The sequence below is a fragment of the Flavobacterium macrobrachii genome, assembly GCF_014486675.1.
In the GTDB taxonomy this organism is placed as follows: Bacteria; Bacteroidota; Bacteroidia; order Flavobacteriales; family Flavobacteriaceae; genus Flavobacterium; species Flavobacterium macrobrachii.
Genome location: NZ_JACTAC010000069.1, coordinates 1 through 19,607, shown reverse-complemented (window position 1 = coordinate 19,607; position 19,607 = coordinate 1). Strand labels below are relative to the sequence as shown.

Genomic DNA, 19,607 nt, shown 5'->3' with positions numbered 1-19,607 from the left:
AAAAAAATTTATTAAAACCCCACTTTATTTCTAAAACGAGGTTTTTATTGCTACAACGGAATATTACCGTGTTTTCGTTTAGGTGTATCAACTACTTTGTTTTCGAGCGAACTGAAAGCTTTTAATAATTTACGTCGTGTATCTCTCGGCAAGATAACCTCATCGATAAAGCCACGTTGCGCTGCGGTATAAGGATTCGCAAACAGTTCGGCATATTCTGCTTCTTTTTCTAATAATTTTGCCACAGGATCATTGGCTTCGCTAATTTCTTTTTTGAAGATAATTTCAGAAGCACCTTTGGCACCCATAACCGCAATTTCTGCTGTTGGCCAAGCAAAATTCATATCGGCGCCAATGTGTTTGGAATTCATTACGTCATACGCACCGCCATAAGCTTTTCGAGTAATAACCGTAACTCTCGGCACGGTTGCTTCGCTAAACGCATATAGTAATTTTGCGCCGTGAACGATAATTCCGTTCCATTCTTGGTCGGTTCCAGGTAAAAATCCAGGAACGTCTTCCAAAACCAACAACGGAATATTAAAACAATCGCAAAAACGTACAAAGCGCGCACCTTTGGTTGACGATTTCACATCCAAACAACCGGCTAAATATTTAGGATTATTAGCCACAATTCCGATACTTCTTCCTCCTAACCTAGCAAATCCTACTATAATATTTTCGGCAAAATCTTTATGGATTTCGAAAAACGAATCTTCATCAATAATGTTCGCAATGACATCGTGCATATCATACGGCTTATTTGCATTATCTGGAACGATAGTGTCTAATTTTTCACGAACTTCTTCTTTTACTTCGTAAGGTATTTTTGGTGCTGTTTCACGATTGTTCTGCGGAAGATAACTCAATAACTTTTTGATGTCTTCTAAACATTCAATTCCGTTTGGCGACGTAATATGTGCCACACCAGATTTGGTCGAATGCGTACTCGCGCCACCTAATTCTTCGGAAGTTACTTCTTCATTGGTTACGGTTTTGACCACATTTGGACCCGTTACAAACATATAACTGTTACCTTGAACCATCATCGTGAAATCGGTCATTGCCGGAGAATAAACTGCTCCACCAGCGCATGGTCCCATTATGGCAGAAATTTGAGGAATAACACCACTTGCTTGTACATTTCTGTAAAAAATATCGGCATAACCACCAAGCGAACGCACACCTTCTTGAATTCTTGCTCCACCAGAATCATTCAGTCCAATCATTGGCGCACCATTTTTTAGTGCCATATCCATGACTTTACATATTTTCTCGGCATGCGTTTCGGATAATGAACCACCAAAAACGGTAAAATCTTGTGCAAAAACATGCACTAAACGTCCGTTGATAGTTCCATAGCCAGTTATTACACCATCGCCATAAATAATTTCTTTTTCCATTCCGAAATCGGTCGTTCTGTGCGTTACCAACATCCCAATTTCTTCAAACGAACCTTCATCCAACAAGTATTCAACTCGCTCGCGAGCCGTTAATTTCTTTTTGGCATGATGCGCCGCAATTCGTTTTTCGCCTCCGCCTAATTTGGCCAAAGCCATTTTCTCGTTTAATATTTTGATTTTATCTTCCATTTCTTTTGTGTGTTGTACTACTGTAAATGTAAATTGTAAAGTTCATCATACAGTATACAATTTACAGTAAACAATTAATTAATTGGTAATCTCAGTACTTTTTTATCCTCAAGATACTGTTTTAAAGCAATCAGTGCTGCAATTTCGGCTTCGGTATCGAGTTTTGATTTTAGTTTTTCAGCATCATAATACGCTTTCACAAACCCGGTATCAAAATCCCCTGAACGAAATGCTTCGTGTTCCATTACAAATTTTCCAAACGGTAATGTTGTTGTTACGCCTTCCACATGATAATTATCGATGGCTTTAATCATCAACTCAATAGATTCTTCACGGGTTTTTCCATAGGTAATCAATTTGGACAACATCGGATCATAATAGATCGGCACGTCCATTCCTTCTTCAATTCCGTTATCAACCCGAATTCCTTCGCCTTCTGGTAATTGATATTTGCTTAAAAACCCAACATTTGGTAAGAAATCATTCATTGGATCTTCGGCATACACACGAAGTTCCATTGCATGACCTTGGATTTTCAAATCTTCTTGTTTGATAGCTAAAGCTTCGCCTCTCGCCACACGAATTTGCAATTCAACCAAATCTAAACCAGAAATCATTTCCGTTACCGGATGTTCTACCTGTAAACGAGTATTCATTTCAAGGAAATAGAAATTATGATCAGCATCGAGTAAAAACTCAACCGTTCCGGCACCAAGATAATCACAAGCTTTGGCAACTTTAACAGCCGCTTCGCCCATTTTTTTGCGCTTTTCGGGTGTTAAAATCGCCGATGGCGCCTCTTCCACCACTTTTTGATGACGACGTTGAATGCTGCATTCTCTTTCAAAAACATACAATACATTGCCGTGACTGTCTGCCATCACTTGAATTTCAATATGGCGTGGTTTGGTTACATATTTTTCAATAAAAACCGAGCCGTCGCCAAAAGCATTTGTAGCTTCAGAAATTGCTCTGTCCATTTGGGAAATAAAATCTTCTTCTTTTTCAACAACACGCATTCCTTTTCCGCCACCGCCAGCAGAAGCTTTTATCAAAATTGGAAATCCGATTTCAGCTGCAATTTTCTTAGCCGCAGCAATATCGGTAATGGCATCTTCGGTTCCGGGAACCATTGGAATACCATATTCTTTTACGGCATCTTTGGCTGCCAGTTTACTTCCCATCATTTCAATGGCTTTGGATTTTGGACCAATAAAAATGATGTTGTTTTTTTCGCATTCTTCAGCAAAAGAGGAATTTTCACTTAAAAAACCATAACCGGGATGAACGGCATCAACACCGAGTTCTTTACAAACTTCGATGATTTTGTCACCGCGCAAATAGGACTGATTTGATGCTGCTTCGCCAATACAAACGGCTTCATCGGCATATTTTACGTGAAGTGCATTTCTATCGGCAGTAGAAAAAACCGCGACCGTTTTAATGCCCATTTTTTTGGCGGTTTTCATTACTCTGATGGCAATTTCACCACGATTTGCCACCAGTATTTTTTTAAATTGTTTCATGTTTTTCGACGCGAGAAGTAATCTCTTTTTAGATATTATTACTACCTACAAGGATTTGAAAACCTTGCTGGAAAACTATTTATTCAAATTCAATTAATAATTGACCTTTATCTACAGCGTTGCCTTTTTCAACCGAAATAGATTTAATAACACCATCACGCGGCGATACAAAAGCATTTTCCATTTTCATGGCTTCAAGAATTAACAATAAATCATTTTCTTTAACGGTTTGTCCAACTTCTACATTGATTTCGAGAATTAATCCTGGCATTGGTGCTTTGATTGCGTTGACTACTTTGGTTTTTCCGCGTTCAATTCCCATGCTTTTAATCAACAAATCCAAGTCGTTTTCAATAGCAACTTCATAGGTGTTGTTGTTTACTTTAACGGTATATTTTTTGGCTAAAAAATCAGCAGAGACAATTTCCGCTTTGTAAGGAATGTGATTTTTTAGTACATGGAACGTATTTTTGCCGGTAGAAACGGCATCGAGGTTTTGAAGACTGCTTTCGGTTGCATCAAAAGTTACACTATTGTTTACCGAAAGTTTATACGAATTACTCATACTATTTTATTTTTGAGCACTAAAATAGTAAAAGAAAACGTTTTCGTAGAAGGTATTTTAAATAAAATTGGAAATTTAATATAGGTTTACAAAGATTTAATGCTTTTCAAGCCTTTGCTTCGCTTCTTTCAATAAAGCAATTAAAACCTCATAATCAATTTCTTCCAATGTTTTGTATCGAAGTGATTTCACTTTACTTCGTCCGCCGTCGGAAATGAGCAGATTTTGGTGTAACTGCAACTGAAAACCATCCATAAATGCTACATCCACAAATTGCTTTTTGTGACTAGCATTTAAATAACAAAATGGTTTTTTATCTAGGTAGAAAAAAGGAATTTTCCATTTATATTCCAAAGTCGCCTCTGGAACAACTTGCTCCACTACTGCTAGTACATGCAATAAAATATCTCGGTATTTTTCTGGTTGGTTCAGTATATAAAGGTCTTGTGGCTTCACGATGATTTTTTTTTCAAAAATAATCGAAAATTTAGTTGGTCAATGAAAAAATTATCATTTACTTTGTTTTTCAAAGTACTTTAAAATGGAAAACGAAAAATACCTTAAAGACATTCAAGATATCAAACAAATGATGTCGCAATCTTCTCGCTTCATTTCATTAAGTGGATTATCGGGAATATTGGCTGGGATTTATTCCCTAATTGGTGCATGGTTAGCTTATAAAACCATTTACTTTGACACTTCGACTATGGGTTCATACAGAACGCTAATCATATCCTACGAAGCAGTGGTAAAACTATTCATCATTGCGGCTTCGGTAATTGTTTTATCAATTGTAACTGGATTGGTTTTGAGTTTGAAGAAAGCAAAAAAAGCGAATGAAAGTTTGTGGAATCCAACATCAAAACGATTATTAATCAATTTTTTAATTCCATTATTGACAGGAGGATTTTTCATCATTTTTCTTATTGAAAAAGAAATTTTAAGTCTGGTTGCTCCGTTAATGCTGATTTTTTATGGAATGGCTTGTCTTAACGCTAGTAAATATACTCTTGGCGATGTTCGATATTTAGGAATAACATTAATCATTTTAGGATTGTTATCAACTTGGTTTTTAGGTTATGGATTATTGTTTTGGGCATTAGGTTTTGGCGTTTGTCACGTTGTTTATGGTGCGTTGATGTATTTTAAATACGATAGAAATTGATTTTATGAAAAAGAAAATTTTACTCATCGCCACATTATTGATTGCTTTTTTTGTTTTTGCAAAAGTCAATTCAAATCAAGTTGAAAAAGCTTTTTCTACAATTAATAAAAAAATCGAACAATCTGTTCAAGATGGCGATATCATTTTTCAGACTTCCCAATCAAAACAATGTGAAGCAGTTCGAATTGCAACTAATTCCAAGTTTTCTCATTGCGGAATTATTTATGTTATAAATGGTGAGAAATATGTATTTGAAGCCGTTCAACCCGTTAAAACTACTCTTTTGAGCGAATGGATTAAACATGGTGAAGGCAATAAATATTTAGTTAAGCGACTGAAAAATAGTTCTGAAATTTTAACTCCTGAAGTTATTTCTAAAATGAAAAACTACGGAAAACAGTTTGACAAAAAAGATTATGATTTATATTTCGAATGGACAGACGATAAAATCTATTGCTCCGAATTGGTATGGAAAATTTATAAAAACAGCGTTGGAATAGAACTTTGTCCACTAGAAAAACTGAAAAGCTTTAATTTAGCAGACGAAAAAGTAAAGAAAATTTTAAAAGAACGTTATGGAAATAAAATTCCATTAGAAGAAAAGGTTGTTGCACCATCACAATTGGTAAATTCCACTTTCTTAGAAACTATTATTGACACTTATTAAAAATTGAAAAACATCATCCAAAATATCAACAAAGCTTTTGATCATCGCATACGCCTTGGCATTATGTCGGTATTGATGGTGAATGAAAGTGCCGATTTTAATATGCTGAAAGAATTACTTGGCGTAACCGATGGCAATCTTGCCAGTCATACCAAAGCATTGGAAACAGAAAATTATATTATGATTGAAAAACAATTTATTGGTAAAAAACCAAACACACGTTATATCGCCACAACCGAAGGTAAAAAAGCGTTCAAAGAACATATTGAAGCGCTTGAAAAATTATTATCAAAAAACTAACGCTATTTTTTTATTCATTTACTTTGAAATTCAAAGTACTTTTAAAATTAATTATGAGAGATTTAATCATCGAAAAAATGTATGAATGGAGTAAAAAACCCTATCAAAAGTTCTTCAAAAAGAACGAACCCTGGAACATTACTCCAAAAGAATTGATTTTGCTTCCCAATGACAGTTTGGGTTTTCACATGGGTTGCTTTTTGCTGCAATACAACTTTGAAATGCAACCCAAACTAGAAGATCACGATGTCATTCATGTGTTGACCAACACTGGAGTTTCGGTGATTGAAGAAATTGGAATGCAATATTATTTGTTCGGAAATGGCAAAAAAAGCGCTTATCTGTTTATGGTCATTTTTGTTGGAACGCTTTTCTACCCTAACCGACTGAAAACGTTTTACAACTATTACAAACGAGGTCAAATGGCACATCAATTCTACCATTTGGCTTTTGACAAAATGCTTTACAAATCGCTGAGAGAAATTCAATTCACTTTTAATATTAAATAATCATGGAAACATTTTCACACGAAAATCAAAAATCTGCCGGATTTTCAACCTATTTAGCGATTGGTTCTTTTGGCATTGGAACGCTTTTATTCTTATTGCATTTTGCTCTTCCCGAATATGGAATGCTCTATTTTATTGGGTATTTCTATTTGATTTTAGCTTTTTTCATCAATCTGCTGGTATTTCTGAATTTACTCTTTCTGTTTTTTATCAAACCCAATGAACGCGAAGATTTAACCATCAAAATGCTGATTATGTTGGCTAATATTCCAATCGCACTTTTATATCTCTACATCGTATTTAACAAATTTTAATCAATTATAAAACTCAACATCATGGAAAATCAAGAAATTCAAAACCAAGAACCAAAAACATTCTTTCAATCGACCACTGCCAAAATGATTATGGTAGGTTTTTTAACCTTAGTATTGCTCATTCCGTTATTTTTTGTGCAAGATTTAATCACAGAACGTTCGCAACGAAAAAACGAAGTCACACGAGAAGTTTCCAATCTTTGGGGAAGCGATATTCAATTTTATGGTCCGATTTTAAAAATACCGTACACATTTAATGAAAATTATAACGTTACCGATACCAAAACTGGCGTAACGACCATTCAGAAAAAGGTAACGACTAATTATGCCTACTTTTTTCCAAATGAGTTGACCAATTCGTCCAAAGTAATGAAAAATGAATCGCTCAAACGAGGTATTTTCAACCCAATTGTCTTTACGGCAAATATGAATTTTAAAGGGAATTTTACTTCGCCCGATTTTGCAAAATTGAATATTGCTCCCGAAAATATACTTTGGGATAAAGCTTCGATTATTGTAAAAACAACCAATTTAAAAAGCATTAAAAGTGAATTGAAAGTAGAACTAAACAGTCAAAAATTTTCGTTCGAACCTCAAAACAACGACAAAACCGACTATAGTTTGCTTTCGACATCGGTTTTTGATTATAAAAATTTAGCAACAAATGACAAAATCAATTTTAATTTCAACATTGTTTACAACGGAAGTAACAGCTTGAAATTTGTTCCAATTGGAAAAGTAACCAATGTTTCTATCGATTCTGATTGGCAATCGCCAAGTTTTGAAGGAACTTTTGCCTCAAATGATACTACAAAAAGCATTTCCGCAACAGGTTTTCATGCCGATTGGAAAGTTTTAGACATCAACAGAACGTTTTCGCAGCAATACAGCAACGTTTTACCTGATTTGGACGATTATCTCTTTGGCGTAAAATTAATCGAAACAGTGGACGAATATCAGCAAAATGAGCGCGTTTCTAAGTATGGTTTCCTCGTGATTGGTTTAACGTTCTTGATTTTCTTCTTAATTCAGTCGATTAGCAAAATCAATATCCACATTTTTCAGTATTCGATGATTGGTATTGCACTGATTATGTTTTACACGCTTTTGATTTCAATTACAGAACACAGTAGTTTCAGTTTGGCATATGGAATTTCGGGAATTGCAGTTGTGGCTTTGATTACGCTGTATTCGGTCTCCATTCTAAAAAACAAAAAATTCCCGATGTTTATTGCCACATCGCTTTCGGTTTTATACGCATTTATTTTTGTGATTATCCAAATGGAGGATTACGCTTTGCTTGCTGGAAGTATTGGTTTATTCTTTATTTTGGCGGCTGTAATGTATTTTTCAAGAAAAATTGATTGGAGTAAATAGAAACATTTCTTCTGATTTTTAATTTAACCATTAAGAAATTAAGAAAAATTAAGCGCTACAAATCTTAATGAAACTTAATTTCTTAATGGTTTTATCTTTTTGTAAAACTTTTTTAAACCATTAAGATATTTATAAAATTTAAGCGTTACAAATCTTAATGGAACTTAATTTCTTAATGGTTTTATCTTTTTGCAAAACTTTGCGTTACAAAAAATCACAAATCAACTTTCCAACCCAATTCTGGTTTGTACCAAAGCTGACCTTTTTCAACCACAAGCGGACAATCAAAATTATTGGTATATAAACTTCCAGTTCCTAAACCTTGAGGCATTTTATTATTTAACGTAAAAGTAAATTGCGCAATCGCATTCAAACCAATGTTGCTTTCCAAAGCTGAAGTAATCCACCAACCGATATTGTATTTTTCTGCCAACGAAATCCATTCCAAAGTACCACGAAATCCACCGATGAAACTTGGCTTTAAAATGATGTATTGCGGCCTAATTTTTTGCAACAAATTTTCTTTTTCAGATGCCGAAAATACGCCAATTAGTTCCTCATCCAAAGCTATAGGTAAATTCGTATTTTTACACAGGACTGACATCGTGTCAGTACGGTTTTTTTGGATAGGTTGTTCAATACTATGCAATTTAAAACCAATCAATTGATTAATTTTATTTAAAGCTTCATTTTCATCAAAAGCACCATTAGCATCAACCCTAATTTCAATCGTTTTTTCATCAAAATTTTGACGAATAAAGCGTAATAATTCCAATTCTTTGTCAAATTCTATCGCTCCGATTTTCATTTTTATACAGCCAAAACCTTGAGCAATCTTCTCCTCTATTTGCTGCTTCATGAACGCTTCATTTCCCATCCAAACCAATCCATTTATGACAATAGATTTTTTACCAGAAACAAATTCGGAAGGAAATAATTCAAACGGATTTTTGCTTTTCAAAGACAAAAAAGCCATCTCTACTCCAAACTGAATTGACGGAAATTCAATTAATTCTTGCCATAATTTTTCCTCGCCAAGATGAATATTTTCGCATGTCCATTGCAGTTTTTCTTCATAATCAACTCTATCATCAGCCGAAAGTCCGCGGAGAATTCCAAATTCACCTATTCCTTTTTTACCGTTTTCTTCCAAAATAATAAACCAAGTTTCTTTTTCCGTCATAACGCCGCGCGACGTTCCTGAAGCTTGCTTAAATTGAAGGATATACTTTTTATACGTTGCTATCAACATGTTTTTTATTCTAAAATTCGTAAAATCTTCTTGAAATCATCTGTTGGTAAACCATTTTTCTTGAAGTTTTCAAAATCTTCCTTGGTTGCTTGAACCCAACTTTTACTGGAACTTACATTGTTTGAACGGTATTTTTTATGAATATCTTTCGCATCGCTTACTCGATTAGAAAACAAATAAACATGCGCCAAACGCAATTGATGTTCGATATTTGTAGCATTCATTGAAATCGCTTTCTTAATTGCCACTTCCGCTTTAATGTATTGCTTTGTCATCAAATAAAAATCGCCTTGTAAACCATAATCCAAATCGGTTGCTCTGCCTTTTTGAATGATATCGTTTTCAATAAGCGACATTCCTTTTTCATATTCTTTAGCCGATAAAAATCGTTTTGCTTCAGCGCGAATTCCTTCCAAATAACCGTTCATCAAACCTGATTTCTTTAAGCTTTCATCCATTACATCACTAAACGCTTTTGCTTTTTCTGCTGGAATTATTTCTTTAAAATCATTGAAATTATATTTTGAAGTAAAAGTTTCAATAAAATATCCTAATAATTTATCTTTCTGATTTATAGATTTAAAAAAATCATTGTTTTCAATTTCTAAAAGTAATTCTTTTTTCGCTGCATTTGTCCAGCCATTTTTGAATTTATAATCTACCCAAGGCACAACTTCAAAAACTATTTTTTGCTTCATAATCCAATTATCACTTTCAAAAACAAACCATAGATTTTGATTACCGTTTAAACATTTCGATTTCTCTGAAAGCAATTTCGCTTCTTTGTTTATAGGTTCGTTTTGAACCACACAAGCATTTTTCAGCACAGTTGATTTCTCATACTCCAATGCGTCTTTTTCGTTGCTAAAAACAGCGTATTTACATTTATCATCTCCTGAAATTGTCGAAGCTAAAAAAACTGCTCCAGCCGAACCTTGGCTAATTCCCGTTGGATCTGGAATTGCTTTCAAAACTGAAACCAAACTCGAAGAAATCTTTTGGTTATCATCTAGAATCGAAATTCGATACACAACTTCCGTTGTTCCAAGTGGAAAATCGGCGGTTTTAATCATTTTCTTTTTTCCAGCACCAAGCGTAATCGTTTCGTTTGTAGTTCGAACATTATCCCAATATCCATCTTTAGATTGCGCTAAAACGAAAGAAGAAAACAGCGCAAACAATACATTTAATCTTTTGTTCATATTATGATTTTTATTTTCACTTAAAACAATAAGAGTGCCAAAAATTTGACACTCTTTATCATCTATTATTTATTTGATTTACAAATCAATACTTTGCCCTATTTCAAGTAACATTAAATCCTTTCCAGCATCGAAAAATTTCTTTTTTGCGTCATTGTGATCAACCATAATAAATCCAAAAGTATCAAAATGACAACCTAAAATCTTATCACATTCTACAAAATCGGAAGCCAATATTGCATCTTCCACATCCATTGTAAAGCAATTTCCAATTGGAAAAACAGCCAAATCTAGTTTAGTTCGCATTGGAATTAACTTCATATCCATCGTTAATGCTGTATCGCCAGAAACGTAAATATTTTTATGTTCACCTTCGATTACAAAACCACCAGGATTTCCACCATATGTTCCATCTGGAAAAGCGCTAGAATGAATAGCAGAAACATATTTTACTTTTCCAAAATCAAACTGCCAGCTTCCACCATGATTCATCGGATGGTATTGAAAACCTTTATTTCCGTAATACGTAGCGATTTCCCAATTAGAAACAATCACTGAATTATTGTTTTTAGCAATAACTTCAACGTCTTGAATGTGATCAAAATGCGCATGTGTAATCAGAATGTAATCTGCTTTTAATGAATTGATATCGATATGCGACGCTTTTTCATTGCCTGAAATAAACGGATCGATGATGATGTTTTTTCCGCTTACTTCAATTCCGATGCAAGCATGACCGTAAAATGTAATTTTCATAACTTATTTTTTATTTTTCTATTTCAAATACTTCTTTAAAAATATTTTCAAGCTTTCTTTTTTTTAGCCACATATAAAAACAGCTAAAAAACACAAAACAAATCATTATTGAGTTTGCAATCACAAAATCTTTATAACTAGCCGATTTCACCTGAAAATAAAAAACTAAATTAAACAACGGAATCATAGCTAAAGGCATTATTTTAAACCAATAATAAATAAATCCCAAGGGTTTAATTTCATAACTCACTTCTGTTTGATTATTACCTTTCAACTTGTAATCACCACTAATTCTGTATGTATTTGGAAAATATCCAAAAGTTTCAGTAATCTCAAACTTATTCTTTCCATACATTCCGAAGAACATTCTATCAGTTTTTGTAAATATGAAAAACACAATATTCAAAGAATATCTTTTTGTATGCAAAGTTCCAAGCTCTACATTTACCTTCAAAAACTCATTAAACTTCTCACTATCAACTTCAAAAGTACTTTTCAATCTTTTATGTTTTAAATAAAAATTTTAAACATAATTCACAACCACATCTGATATGAAGAATATCAAACACAAGGCTAAAAGTACCGCCAATAAAAACGTACTTATTGCTAATTTCTTCAATTCTGGATCTAAAAGTCGAGGCGTTTTATTTTTATAAACTGTTATCAAATGACTAATCATTGGAAAATAAGCCACGAGAAAAATGTACTGATCAAAATGAAAGTCATTTAAGAAAGCAAAAATCAGCACCAAAATCATAGCCGAAATCACCAAAAAGAAGTGATATTTCTTTGCCCATGTTCCGCCGTTTTTCACTACAATCGTGTTTTTCCCTGCTTTTCTATCGCTTTCTTCGTCGCGCATATTGTTCAAATTCAAAACTCCAACACTTAAAAATCCAATTGAAGTAGCTGGAAGTAACAACAATAAATCCAATGTTTTAGAAAACATAAAATATACTCCAAATGTACTTACCATTCCGAAAAATACAAACACAAATACATCGCCATAACCGCGATAACCATAAGCACTTTTTCCGACGGTATATCGAATTGCAGAAGCAATAGCCAAAATTCCCAATACAAGAAAGATTAAAGAAAACACCAAGTATTTCCCTTTGAAAGCAAAATAAATCAACAGAACGGCAAATAACAGCGTAATTAAGGATGTAATCACTATTGCTCGTTTCATTTCTGCAGGCGAAATTACACCGCTTTGAATAGCTCGTTTTGGTCCAACCCTATCGTCGTTATCCGTTCCTTTTACTCCATCGCCGTAATCATTGGCGAAATTGGATAGAATTTGCAATCCTAAAGTTGTTAAAAGCGCAAAAATTACAATATTCCAATTGAACATTCCTTGCGACATAGCATAAAAACTTCCCACAATAATTCCTGATACCGATAAAGGCAATGTTCTCACTCGCGCAGCTTCAACCCAATGTTTCATTTATATTTATATTAAATTTTAGATATTAAATTTTAAATATTTGATATTTGAAATCTAATATTTTATATTAATTCCAATTACTCTCGTTTTTTTCAATTTGGTACAACCAAAGATTGACATATTGATTGATTTTGTCAAATTTACCTAGTTGAAAACTGATATTTCCACCAGCGGTATGAATTGTTATCGAACCAATATTTAAGCTTTTGTGCCAAAATAATTGTGATGTCGTTATGGCTTGTATTTTTTCAATTTTAATAATTTCATTATCAACATCCCATGCGCCACTTTGCATGATAATGTGCTTATTGTTGATGAATAAACTATTATTTTTAAATCCAAAAAACAATCCAATGAATATAAAAACAGCATAAACTATCGCAATACTTTTGTATTCAAAAATGGAATTTACCAACCAATTCCCTACGGTCAAATAAGCAGTTAAAGGTAATACAATTAATATAAAGATTGAAAAGAGAAGTTTACGAAAATTTGGTTTTAATTTTTCTCCTTTTTCTGGGATTTCATTAAAAATCAATTGCAGGATTTCGTCACGTTCTATCTCATTACAACCAGGAATTTCAATGGTTGATTTGTCTTTTTTGCTTTCATCATTAATCGTTTGCTTGATTTTTATTTCAAGGATTTTTAACTTTTTTTGGAAAAAATTTCGTGTGATTTTCACAATTTGAACTTTTTCCGGCTTTAAAATCGTGCTTTGTGTGGCAATTAAACCATAAGACATAACTAACGAACCTTTTTGCTTTGCTATTTTAAAACCATAATATTTCACCAAAGTTCTAACGATATTGATGATGAAAATCACGGTAAACAATAGTACTATTGCCAGTAAAACCGAATAAACTTCCGTATTGCTTTGAATAAAATCCTTCACTTTACTTCCATCGACATATTCTTCGGCACCAGCTTGGTTGAGATTTTCATAAATGGTGAAGAAAAAAGTCAACAACAAACCGATACTTTTGGCATAATTGGACGTAATTCCAACTTTCAGCAAACTGATTAAGTCAATTTTTAAAAACGGTTTGTTCTCCATTTCTTTTTCAACCTCAACTAAATCATCAACAACTTCAACTCGTTCGTTATCCAAAAGTTTTGATTTCAAAGCCATTGCAACTTCTTTTGAAACAGCATTGATTACCGCTTCTTTTTCTTCACTTCCTGCAGAATCAATGTTGACTTGATACACATTAACAATCCTGTGAATGATGTTTTGCTTTAAATTTACCTGTTGGATTTTATGTAGTTGTATAACCGTTTTTGTTTTGTTCAAAATACCATGTTGCACAATAAATTCATTTTGCTCTTCATCAATATAGAAAGTAAAAGTTCGGTATTTCAGATAAGAATAAACGCCGAAACCCAGTAAAACCAAAACAAAAATTCCAATTCCCCAAAAAATATCAGTTGCTTTTCCCTTTAAAAAGAAAATGATTAGTACAATCCACATCGCTTTTAAAAATTCGAAAAGCGAATTAGCAAACAAGACGAGTAAACCTGTTTTGGATTGTCTTTGTGGAGTTGAAAATTCAGATTTTATCATAATTGCTTTTGAATTTTACCCATTAGCAACTGCTTGATATCTTCGGCTTGCTCATTTTTAATCCCTGGAATTGACACATCACTAGAATCGCCACCAGCAGTGAAGATTTCTACTTTTGCCAAATCAAAATAACGCGAGATAAAACCTTCGTGTAAGGCAACATGCTGTACTCGATTGTAGGGAATAATCATCGTATTGGTAGCTAAAATTCCGCTTCTGTAGATTACATCGTGTTCTCTGAAGGCGAAACCTCTTTTGTGAAACGAAATGCGACACAAAAAAAATGTAAACCCCAAAAACAAAACATAAACCAATCCGAAAAGCCAAGCCATGGAATGAATTTCTTCAACAAAATAAATAATTACAGCTGAAGCTATCCCAATTAATAGAAAAATTGCCGTAATATTTAATAAAATTACGTTCCAATATTTTGGTTGCAATGCATTCAAATTTACCGTTTCATATCTTGGTAAATTAGTAATATCAATTGGTTCGTTGGTGAAGTTTTCCATTTTAAATATTAGATTTTAGATATAAGATATTAAATATATTGCGCTGAACTATATTTAGTATTTAAAATTTGATATTTAAATTATGGTAACCACTTTTTATCAAAGTTAGGTTTTCTTTTTTCCAAAAACGCATCTCGACCTTCTTTGGCTTCGTCAGTCATGTAAGCTAAACGTGTAGCTTCGCCAGCAAAAACTTGTTGTCCAACCATTCCATCATCGGTTAAATTCATTGCGAATTTTAGCATTTTGATAGATGTTGGCGATTTTGCCAAAATCTCTTGTGCCCATTCATAAGCTGTATCTTCCAACTCAGCATGCGGAATTACAGCATTGACCATTCCCATTTCAAAAGCATCTTGAGCGGAATAATTTCGTCCTAAAAAGAAAATTTCTCTGGCTTTTTTTTGTCCGACCATTTTAGCTAAATACGCCGAACCATATCCACCGTCAAAACTCGTAACATCGGCATCGGTTTGCTTGAAAATTGCATGTTCTTTACTGGCTAATGTCAAATCGCATACCACATGAAGCGAATGTCCGCCACCAACTGCCCAACCAGGAACGACACAAATCACCGCTTTTGGCATAAAACGAATTAATCGCTGCACATCCAAAATATTCAATCTATGATAGCCGTCATCACCAACATAGCCTTGATGTCCACGCGCTTTTTGATCGCCTCCAGAACAAAACGACCAAATTCCGTCTTTGGAACTTGGACCTTCGGCAGAAAGCAGAACTACTCCAATAGAAGTATCTTCCTGAGCATCGTGAAAAGCTTGCAGTAATTCGGCAGTAGTTTTTGGTCGAAAAGCGTTACGAACATCTGGTCGATTGAAAGCAATTCGTGCTACGCCATTGCATTTTTTGTAGGTTATATCTTCAAATTCTTTGGCAATTTGCCATTGTATTTTACTCATATTAGTATCTGATTTTTAAATTTATGGTTCTTATATTTTAGTTAAAAAAATCGCTTCCTAATGAAAACTATTTATTTTAGCGTAAAAATAAACGATTTTACACTTAAAACTAAACTATCTGTTATAATATTATGAATAAATTTTCGCTCTTTTTGGGAGTTTTATCCCTTAGCTTTACTTCCTATTCTCAGCAATATGATTTTCAAACCATTAAAGAAATCAATTGTTTACCTGTAATTTCTCAAGGAAATACTGGAACTTGCTGGAGTTTTTCGAGTACTTCGTTTCTTGAAACCGAAATAATTCGCACAACTGGACAAAAAGTAGATTTATCTGAAATGTATAATGTTCGTTTTACTTATTTGGCAAAAGCCGAAAATTATGTAATGCGACAAGGAAAAGCACAGTTTGGCGAAGGCGGATTAAATCACGATGTTATCAACAGCGCCAAAAAATATGGTTTAACTACTGAAGCTGTTTTTAGCGGAAAACTTTCTGCTGATGCCAAACACGATCATTCAAAAATGGTTGACGAACTTGAAGCAATTGTAAAAAAAGCGGTAGCAGAAACACCTCTGAAATATCCAAATTGGAAAGAAGATTACAACGCTGTTTTAGACAAATATCTTGGTAAAATTGACGCTGTAAAACCAACTGACGCTAAAGAATACAAAATCATTTTAAACGATTATGTAACGATTACTTCTTTCACTCATGTGCCATTTTATTCAAAATTTATCTTGAATATTCCCGATAATTTTTCCAATGAAAGTTTTTATAATGTTACTTTAGATGATTTTGTACAAAATATAGACAATGCATTAGATAAAGGTTTCACTTTAGCATTAGACACTGACGTAAGTGAAGAAACTTTTTCGACAAAAAATGGTATTGCCGTTATTCCTGAGAATAGTTCTGATATGGAAACTATTTTAACCGAAATCAAACCTGAAAAGCAAATCACTCAGGAATATCGTCAGGCAGAATTTGAGAATTACAATACGGTTGATGATCACTTGATGCACATTGTTGGAAAAGTGAAAGACCAAAAAGGAAACATTTATTATAAAGTAAAAAACTCTTGGGGAACAACTTCTGGAAAAGACGGTTTTATGTACATGAGCGTTCCTTTTATAAAACTCAAAGCCATTTCGGTTATGCTACACAAAGATGGTTTGACAAAAAACACACGAAAAGCATTGAATATTTAATAAAAAAGGAAGCAAATCGCTTCCTTTTTTGTTATCCTATTTTAACTGAAGTCATCGTTAACGAACCGCCAACAGCTTTATCATTGAAAAATGAAATTTCGTCTTTACCGTTTTGTAATCCTAAAGTATAAAGCAACGGATAGTAATGATCTGGTGTTGGAATAGCCAATTTTGCTGCCGTTCCAAGCGATTGATAATTAATTAATGATTTGAAATCGTTATCTGTGATTTTTTGTTTAAACAATGAATTCATTTCGTTTGCCCAATCAAAACCATATTCTGGCTCGTTAAGTTTATCCCAAGCTACCATTCTCAGATTATGCACCATATTTCCGCTACCGATAATCAAAACACCTTTTCTTCTCAAAACAGCCAACTCTTTTGCTAATTCATAATGATATTGTGGCGGTTTATTGTAATCAATACTTAGTTGCAATACTGGAATATCAGCATCGGGATACATGTGTCGAACTACTGTCCAAGTTCCATGATCCAAACCCCAATTGTGATCTAAACCAACTTGAGTTGAAGTTATTAACTTTGCTGTTTCTTCTGCTAAAATTGGATTTCCCTTTGCCGGATATTGTACATCAAACAATGCTTGAGGAAAACCTCCAAAATCATGAATAGTTTTAGGATTTTCCATTGCAGTAATGTGTGTTCCTTTTGTCAACCAATGTGCCGAAACGACCAAAACAGCTTTTGGACGAGGAATTTCTCGACCTAATTTTGCCCATTTTTGCGAAAACTCATTGTCTTCTATTCCGTTCATTGGCGAACCGTGTCCAATAAAAAGTACTGGCAACTGAATATCTGTTTCGTTTAACTCTTTTGACCAATTGTATAATGGTGTTAATGCCATAGCGGTTGTTCCTCCTATTACTGTTTTTATGAAATCTTTACGACGCATGTTTGAAACATTTGTATATACAAATATACTATGTAATTCAAAATCACTTTCAAAATATTTGTTAAATCTTTAGAATAAATTTAAAGTCTAAATAATATTCAATTAACATAAAAATGGTAACTTTAATAAAAATAAAATTAATGGAAAATAATATCTTCATTTTTGGAATTATTGCGGTTGTATTGATTGTTTTAATCATATTCTTGGTGGGTCAAAATCAGAAAGACAAAGAAAATTTAGAGGAATATCTAAACAACGAAAACTCTTTTATTGACAAAGAAGACGACGAATTAAATGACGATTAATCTAATTTTTGTTTTATTTTTACGTTTATAAAATAAATTTAAAAAATGAAATCCAAGATTTTTCTATTCGTTTTCTTCATTGGAATTACATCTGCTTTTAGTCAAACTATTGATGAAAAATTTGTTGTCGGCAAATGGAAGGTAAAAAAAGCTATCGTTACTAAAAACGGAGAAAATCCCGAAATTTTAGAACTCTTGGATGGTTTCCAAAAAGCAACTTATGTTTTTAATGCTAATCACACTTTTGAATTTTCAACTACGAGTAAATCCAAAATGATAGAACAATTAGGAAACATTTTCAAGAAAAACGAATGGTATTTTGATGCCAATAAAAAACAGCTTCGCGTTGGTCATAACGACGACAACTACTCCAACATTATTTTTCACATAAAAATTGAAGACAAAAAAATCATTTTTACCATAGAAGATACTTTTATCGAAATGGTCATGAAGAAAGTCAAATAAATTGAAACTAAATTAGTTTAATAGAAACTACAATTACGAAAAATCAATTCTATAATTTTAGTTTACCTCTAATTTGTTTCTTTTTTGTAATTTGTAACCTTTTGAAAAAACAAGCGTATAATCAAAACTATAAACCAATTACTATGACATTTTTTGAAAATCTTGAACCATTACTCAGAGCGTTTTGGTATATCGCTTTGCCGGTAAGTTTGTTTTTTTTGCTCCAAACCATTATGACTTTTGCTGGTTTTGGCGGAGCTGATGTTGAAACTGATATTGAAACCGAAGGTCACGACATTGGCGATGCTCCTTTTGAATTGTTCACTCTTCGAAATCTTATTAATTTCCTTTTAGGGTTTAGCTGGAGCGGAATTTCCTTCTACAATTCCATCGAAAACAAAACCGTTTTAATTTTTGTTGCCACAATTGTTGGTGCTGTTTTTGTTGGATTATTTTTCTTTATCATTAAGCAAATGATGAAACTAAACGAAAATAATTCTTTTTCATTGTACAAAGCCATAGACAAAACTGCAACGGTATATCTTTCTATTCCCGAAAAAAAATCAGGGAAAGGCAAAATACAAATCAGTATCAACGGTTCATTTCACGAATTGGAAGCTTTAACCGAAAACGACCGAATTGAAACTGGTGCAGTTGTTTCTGTGACTAAAATTGAGAACAATATCCTAATTGTAGAAAAAATTTAATTCTTTATATATGCAACAAATCATTATTATTGTAGTTTTAGTCATTGTACTTTTTGTAACTATCACAGCACTAATTTCGCGTTACAAACGTTGTCCGTCGGATAAAATATTAGTTATCTATGGAAAAACTGGTGGAACTTCTGCTAAATGTGTTCACGGTGGCGGAGCTTTCATTTGGCCAGTTATTCAAGATTATGCTTTCTTAGATTTGAAACCAATTTCTATTGAAGCCAATTTGACCAACGCACTTTCTAGACAAAATATTCGTGTTGATGTTCCATGTCGATTTACCATTGCCATTTCTACTGAAACCGATAGTATGAATACGGCTGCCGAGCGTT

General features: G+C 33.3%; 24 protein-coding genes. 11 read left to right on the top strand and 13 right to left on the bottom strand.

Going from position 1 to position 19,607, the window contains the following annotated elements; translation table 11 throughout:
* Window positions 1-50: 50 nt before the first annotated feature.
* From IAI56_RS13110 to IAI56_RS13095, 4 genes are all read right to left on the bottom strand, one after another.
* Window positions 51-1,592, bottom strand: coding sequence for an acyl-CoA carboxylase subunit beta (locus tag IAI56_RS13110; RefSeq protein ID WP_187658300.1), 1,542 nt, complete (start codon window positions 1,590-1,592; stop codon window positions 51-53).
* 74 nt (window positions 1,593-1,666) lie between these two features.
* Window positions 1,667-3,118: an acetyl-CoA carboxylase biotin carboxylase subunit gene (gene accC / locus IAI56_RS13105; protein ID WP_187658299.1), complete on the bottom strand. Its 1,452-nt coding sequence runs from the start codon at window positions 3,116-3,118 to the stop codon at window positions 1,667-1,669.
* Window positions 3,119-3,197: 79 nt separating this feature from the next.
* Window positions 3,198-3,683, bottom strand: coding sequence for a biotin/lipoyl-containing protein (locus IAI56_RS13100; RefSeq protein ID WP_187658298.1), 486 nt, complete (start codon window positions 3,681-3,683; stop codon window positions 3,198-3,200).
* 96 nt (window positions 3,684-3,779) lie between these two features.
* Complete coding sequence (locus IAI56_RS13095) at window positions 3,780-4,139, bottom strand: DUF1801 domain-containing protein (protein ID WP_187658297.1); 360 nt, start codon at window positions 4,137-4,139, stop codon at window positions 3,780-3,782.
* 85 nt (window positions 4,140-4,224) lie between these two features.
* On the opposite strand from IAI56_RS13095, the gene IAI56_RS13090 reads away from it, so the two are divergent.
* From IAI56_RS13090 to creD, 6 genes are read left to right on the top strand one after another with little or no spacing between them, the layout of a single operon-like run.
* Complete coding sequence (locus IAI56_RS13090) at window positions 4,225-4,848, top strand: hypothetical protein (RefSeq protein WP_187658296.1); 624 nt, start codon at window positions 4,225-4,227, stop codon at window positions 4,846-4,848.
* A gap of 4 nt (window positions 4,849-4,852) precedes the next feature.
* Window positions 4,853-5,515, top strand: coding sequence for a YiiX family permuted papain-like enzyme (locus IAI56_RS13085; protein ID WP_187658295.1), 663 nt, complete (start codon window positions 4,853-4,855; stop codon window positions 5,513-5,515).
* Between the two features lie 3 nt (window positions 5,516-5,518).
* Window positions 5,519-5,815, top strand: a complete 297-nt coding sequence (locus IAI56_RS13080; RefSeq protein ID WP_187658294.1) for a winged helix-turn-helix domain-containing protein — start codon at window positions 5,519-5,521, stop codon at window positions 5,813-5,815.
* A gap of 53 nt (window positions 5,816-5,868) precedes the next feature.
* Window positions 5,869-6,324: a hypothetical protein gene (locus IAI56_RS13075; RefSeq protein WP_187658293.1), complete on the top strand. Its 456-nt coding sequence runs from the start codon at window positions 5,869-5,871 to the stop codon at window positions 6,322-6,324.
* Between the two features lie 2 nt (window positions 6,325-6,326).
* Entirely contained in the window at window positions 6,327-6,638 is a 312-nt protein-coding gene (locus IAI56_RS13070; protein WP_187658292.1) for a hypothetical protein, read from the top strand.
* Between the two features lie 21 nt (window positions 6,639-6,659).
* Entirely contained in the window at window positions 6,660-8,015 is a 1,356-nt protein-coding gene (creD, locus tag IAI56_RS13065) for a cell envelope integrity protein CreD (RefSeq protein WP_187658291.1), read from the top strand.
* A gap of 214 nt (window positions 8,016-8,229) precedes the next feature.
* Here the strand turns inward: creD and IAI56_RS13060 are convergent, their stop codons facing one another.
* The 8 genes from IAI56_RS13060 to IAI56_RS13025 form a co-directional block, all read right to left on the bottom strand.
* Window positions 8,230-9,264: an o-succinylbenzoate synthase gene (locus IAI56_RS13060; RefSeq protein ID WP_187658301.1), complete on the bottom strand. Its 1,035-nt coding sequence runs from the start codon at window positions 9,262-9,264 to the stop codon at window positions 8,230-8,232.
* An 8-nt stretch (window positions 9,265-9,272) separates the two neighbouring features.
* Window positions 9,273-10,469, bottom strand: coding sequence for a tetratricopeptide repeat protein (locus IAI56_RS13055; protein WP_187658290.1), 1,197 nt, complete (start codon window positions 10,467-10,469; stop codon window positions 9,273-9,275).
* 78 nt (window positions 10,470-10,547) lie between these two features.
* On the bottom strand, window positions 10,548-11,225 hold the full coding sequence (locus IAI56_RS13050) for a metal-dependent hydrolase (protein WP_187658289.1): 678 nt from the start codon (window positions 11,223-11,225) through the stop codon (window positions 10,548-10,550).
* A 10-nt stretch (window positions 11,226-11,235) separates the two neighbouring features.
* Window positions 11,236-11,724 (bottom strand): hypothetical protein, encoded by a 489-nt coding sequence (locus IAI56_RS13045; protein WP_187658288.1) that lies wholly within the window; start codon window positions 11,722-11,724, stop codon window positions 11,236-11,238.
* A 24-nt stretch (window positions 11,725-11,748) separates the two neighbouring features.
* Window positions 11,749-12,672: a 1,4-dihydroxy-2-naphthoate octaprenyltransferase gene (gene menA, locus IAI56_RS13040; RefSeq protein ID WP_187658287.1), complete on the bottom strand. Its 924-nt coding sequence runs from the start codon at window positions 12,670-12,672 to the stop codon at window positions 11,749-11,751.
* Between the two features lie 67 nt (window positions 12,673-12,739).
* Window positions 12,740-14,236: a PH domain-containing protein gene (locus IAI56_RS13035; protein ID WP_187658286.1), complete on the bottom strand. Its 1,497-nt coding sequence runs from the start codon at window positions 14,234-14,236 to the stop codon at window positions 12,740-12,742.
* Window positions 14,233-14,748: a PH domain-containing protein gene (locus IAI56_RS13030; protein WP_187658285.1), complete on the bottom strand. Its 516-nt coding sequence runs from the start codon at window positions 14,746-14,748 to the stop codon at window positions 14,233-14,235. Before IAI56_RS13030 ends, IAI56_RS13035 begins: the two co-directional genes overlap by 4 nt.
* Window positions 14,749-14,828: 80 nt before the next feature.
* On the bottom strand, window positions 14,829-15,668 hold the full coding sequence (locus tag IAI56_RS13025) for a 1,4-dihydroxy-2-naphthoyl-CoA synthase (RefSeq protein ID WP_133532880.1): 840 nt from the start codon (window positions 15,666-15,668) through the stop codon (window positions 14,829-14,831).
* Window positions 15,669-15,799: 131 nt separating this feature from the next.
* On the opposite strand from IAI56_RS13025, the gene IAI56_RS13020 reads away from it, so the two are divergent.
* On the top strand, window positions 15,800-16,879 hold the full coding sequence (locus tag IAI56_RS13020) for a C1 family peptidase (protein ID WP_187658284.1): 1,080 nt from the start codon (window positions 15,800-15,802) through the stop codon (window positions 16,877-16,879).
* A gap of 31 nt (window positions 16,880-16,910) precedes the next feature.
* On the opposite strand, the gene ygiD is transcribed toward IAI56_RS13020, so the two are convergent.
* Window positions 16,911-17,741 carry a 4,5-DOPA-extradiol-dioxygenase gene (ygiD, locus tag IAI56_RS13015; protein ID WP_483400933.1) on the bottom strand — a complete coding sequence of 277 codons (831 nt, stop codon included), beginning with the start codon at window positions 17,739-17,741 and terminating at the stop codon, window positions 16,911-16,913.
* 188 nt (window positions 17,742-17,929) lie between these two features.
* On the opposite strand from ygiD, the gene IAI56_RS13010 reads away from it, so the two are divergent.
* From IAI56_RS13010 to IAI56_RS12995, 4 genes are all read left to right on the top strand, one after another.
* The gene (locus IAI56_RS13010; RefSeq protein ID WP_187658282.1) at window positions 17,930-18,094 is read left to right on the top strand and encodes a hypothetical protein; all 165 of its coding nucleotides are present in this window, start codon (window positions 17,930-17,932) and stop codon (window positions 18,092-18,094) included.
* Between the two features lie 45 nt (window positions 18,095-18,139).
* Window positions 18,140-18,559, top strand: a complete 420-nt coding sequence (locus IAI56_RS13005; protein WP_187658281.1) for a hypothetical protein — start codon at window positions 18,140-18,142, stop codon at window positions 18,557-18,559.
* Between the two features lie 143 nt (window positions 18,560-18,702).
* Window positions 18,703-19,266 carry an NfeD family protein gene (locus tag IAI56_RS13000; RefSeq protein WP_187658280.1) on the top strand — a complete coding sequence of 188 codons (564 nt, stop codon included), beginning with the start codon at window positions 18,703-18,705 and terminating at the stop codon, window positions 19,264-19,266.
* Between the two features lie 10 nt (window positions 19,267-19,276).
* Window positions 19,277-19,607 (top strand): SPFH domain-containing protein (locus IAI56_RS12995; protein ID WP_342354544.1); only part of this gene is annotated, 331 nt, incomplete at its 3' end.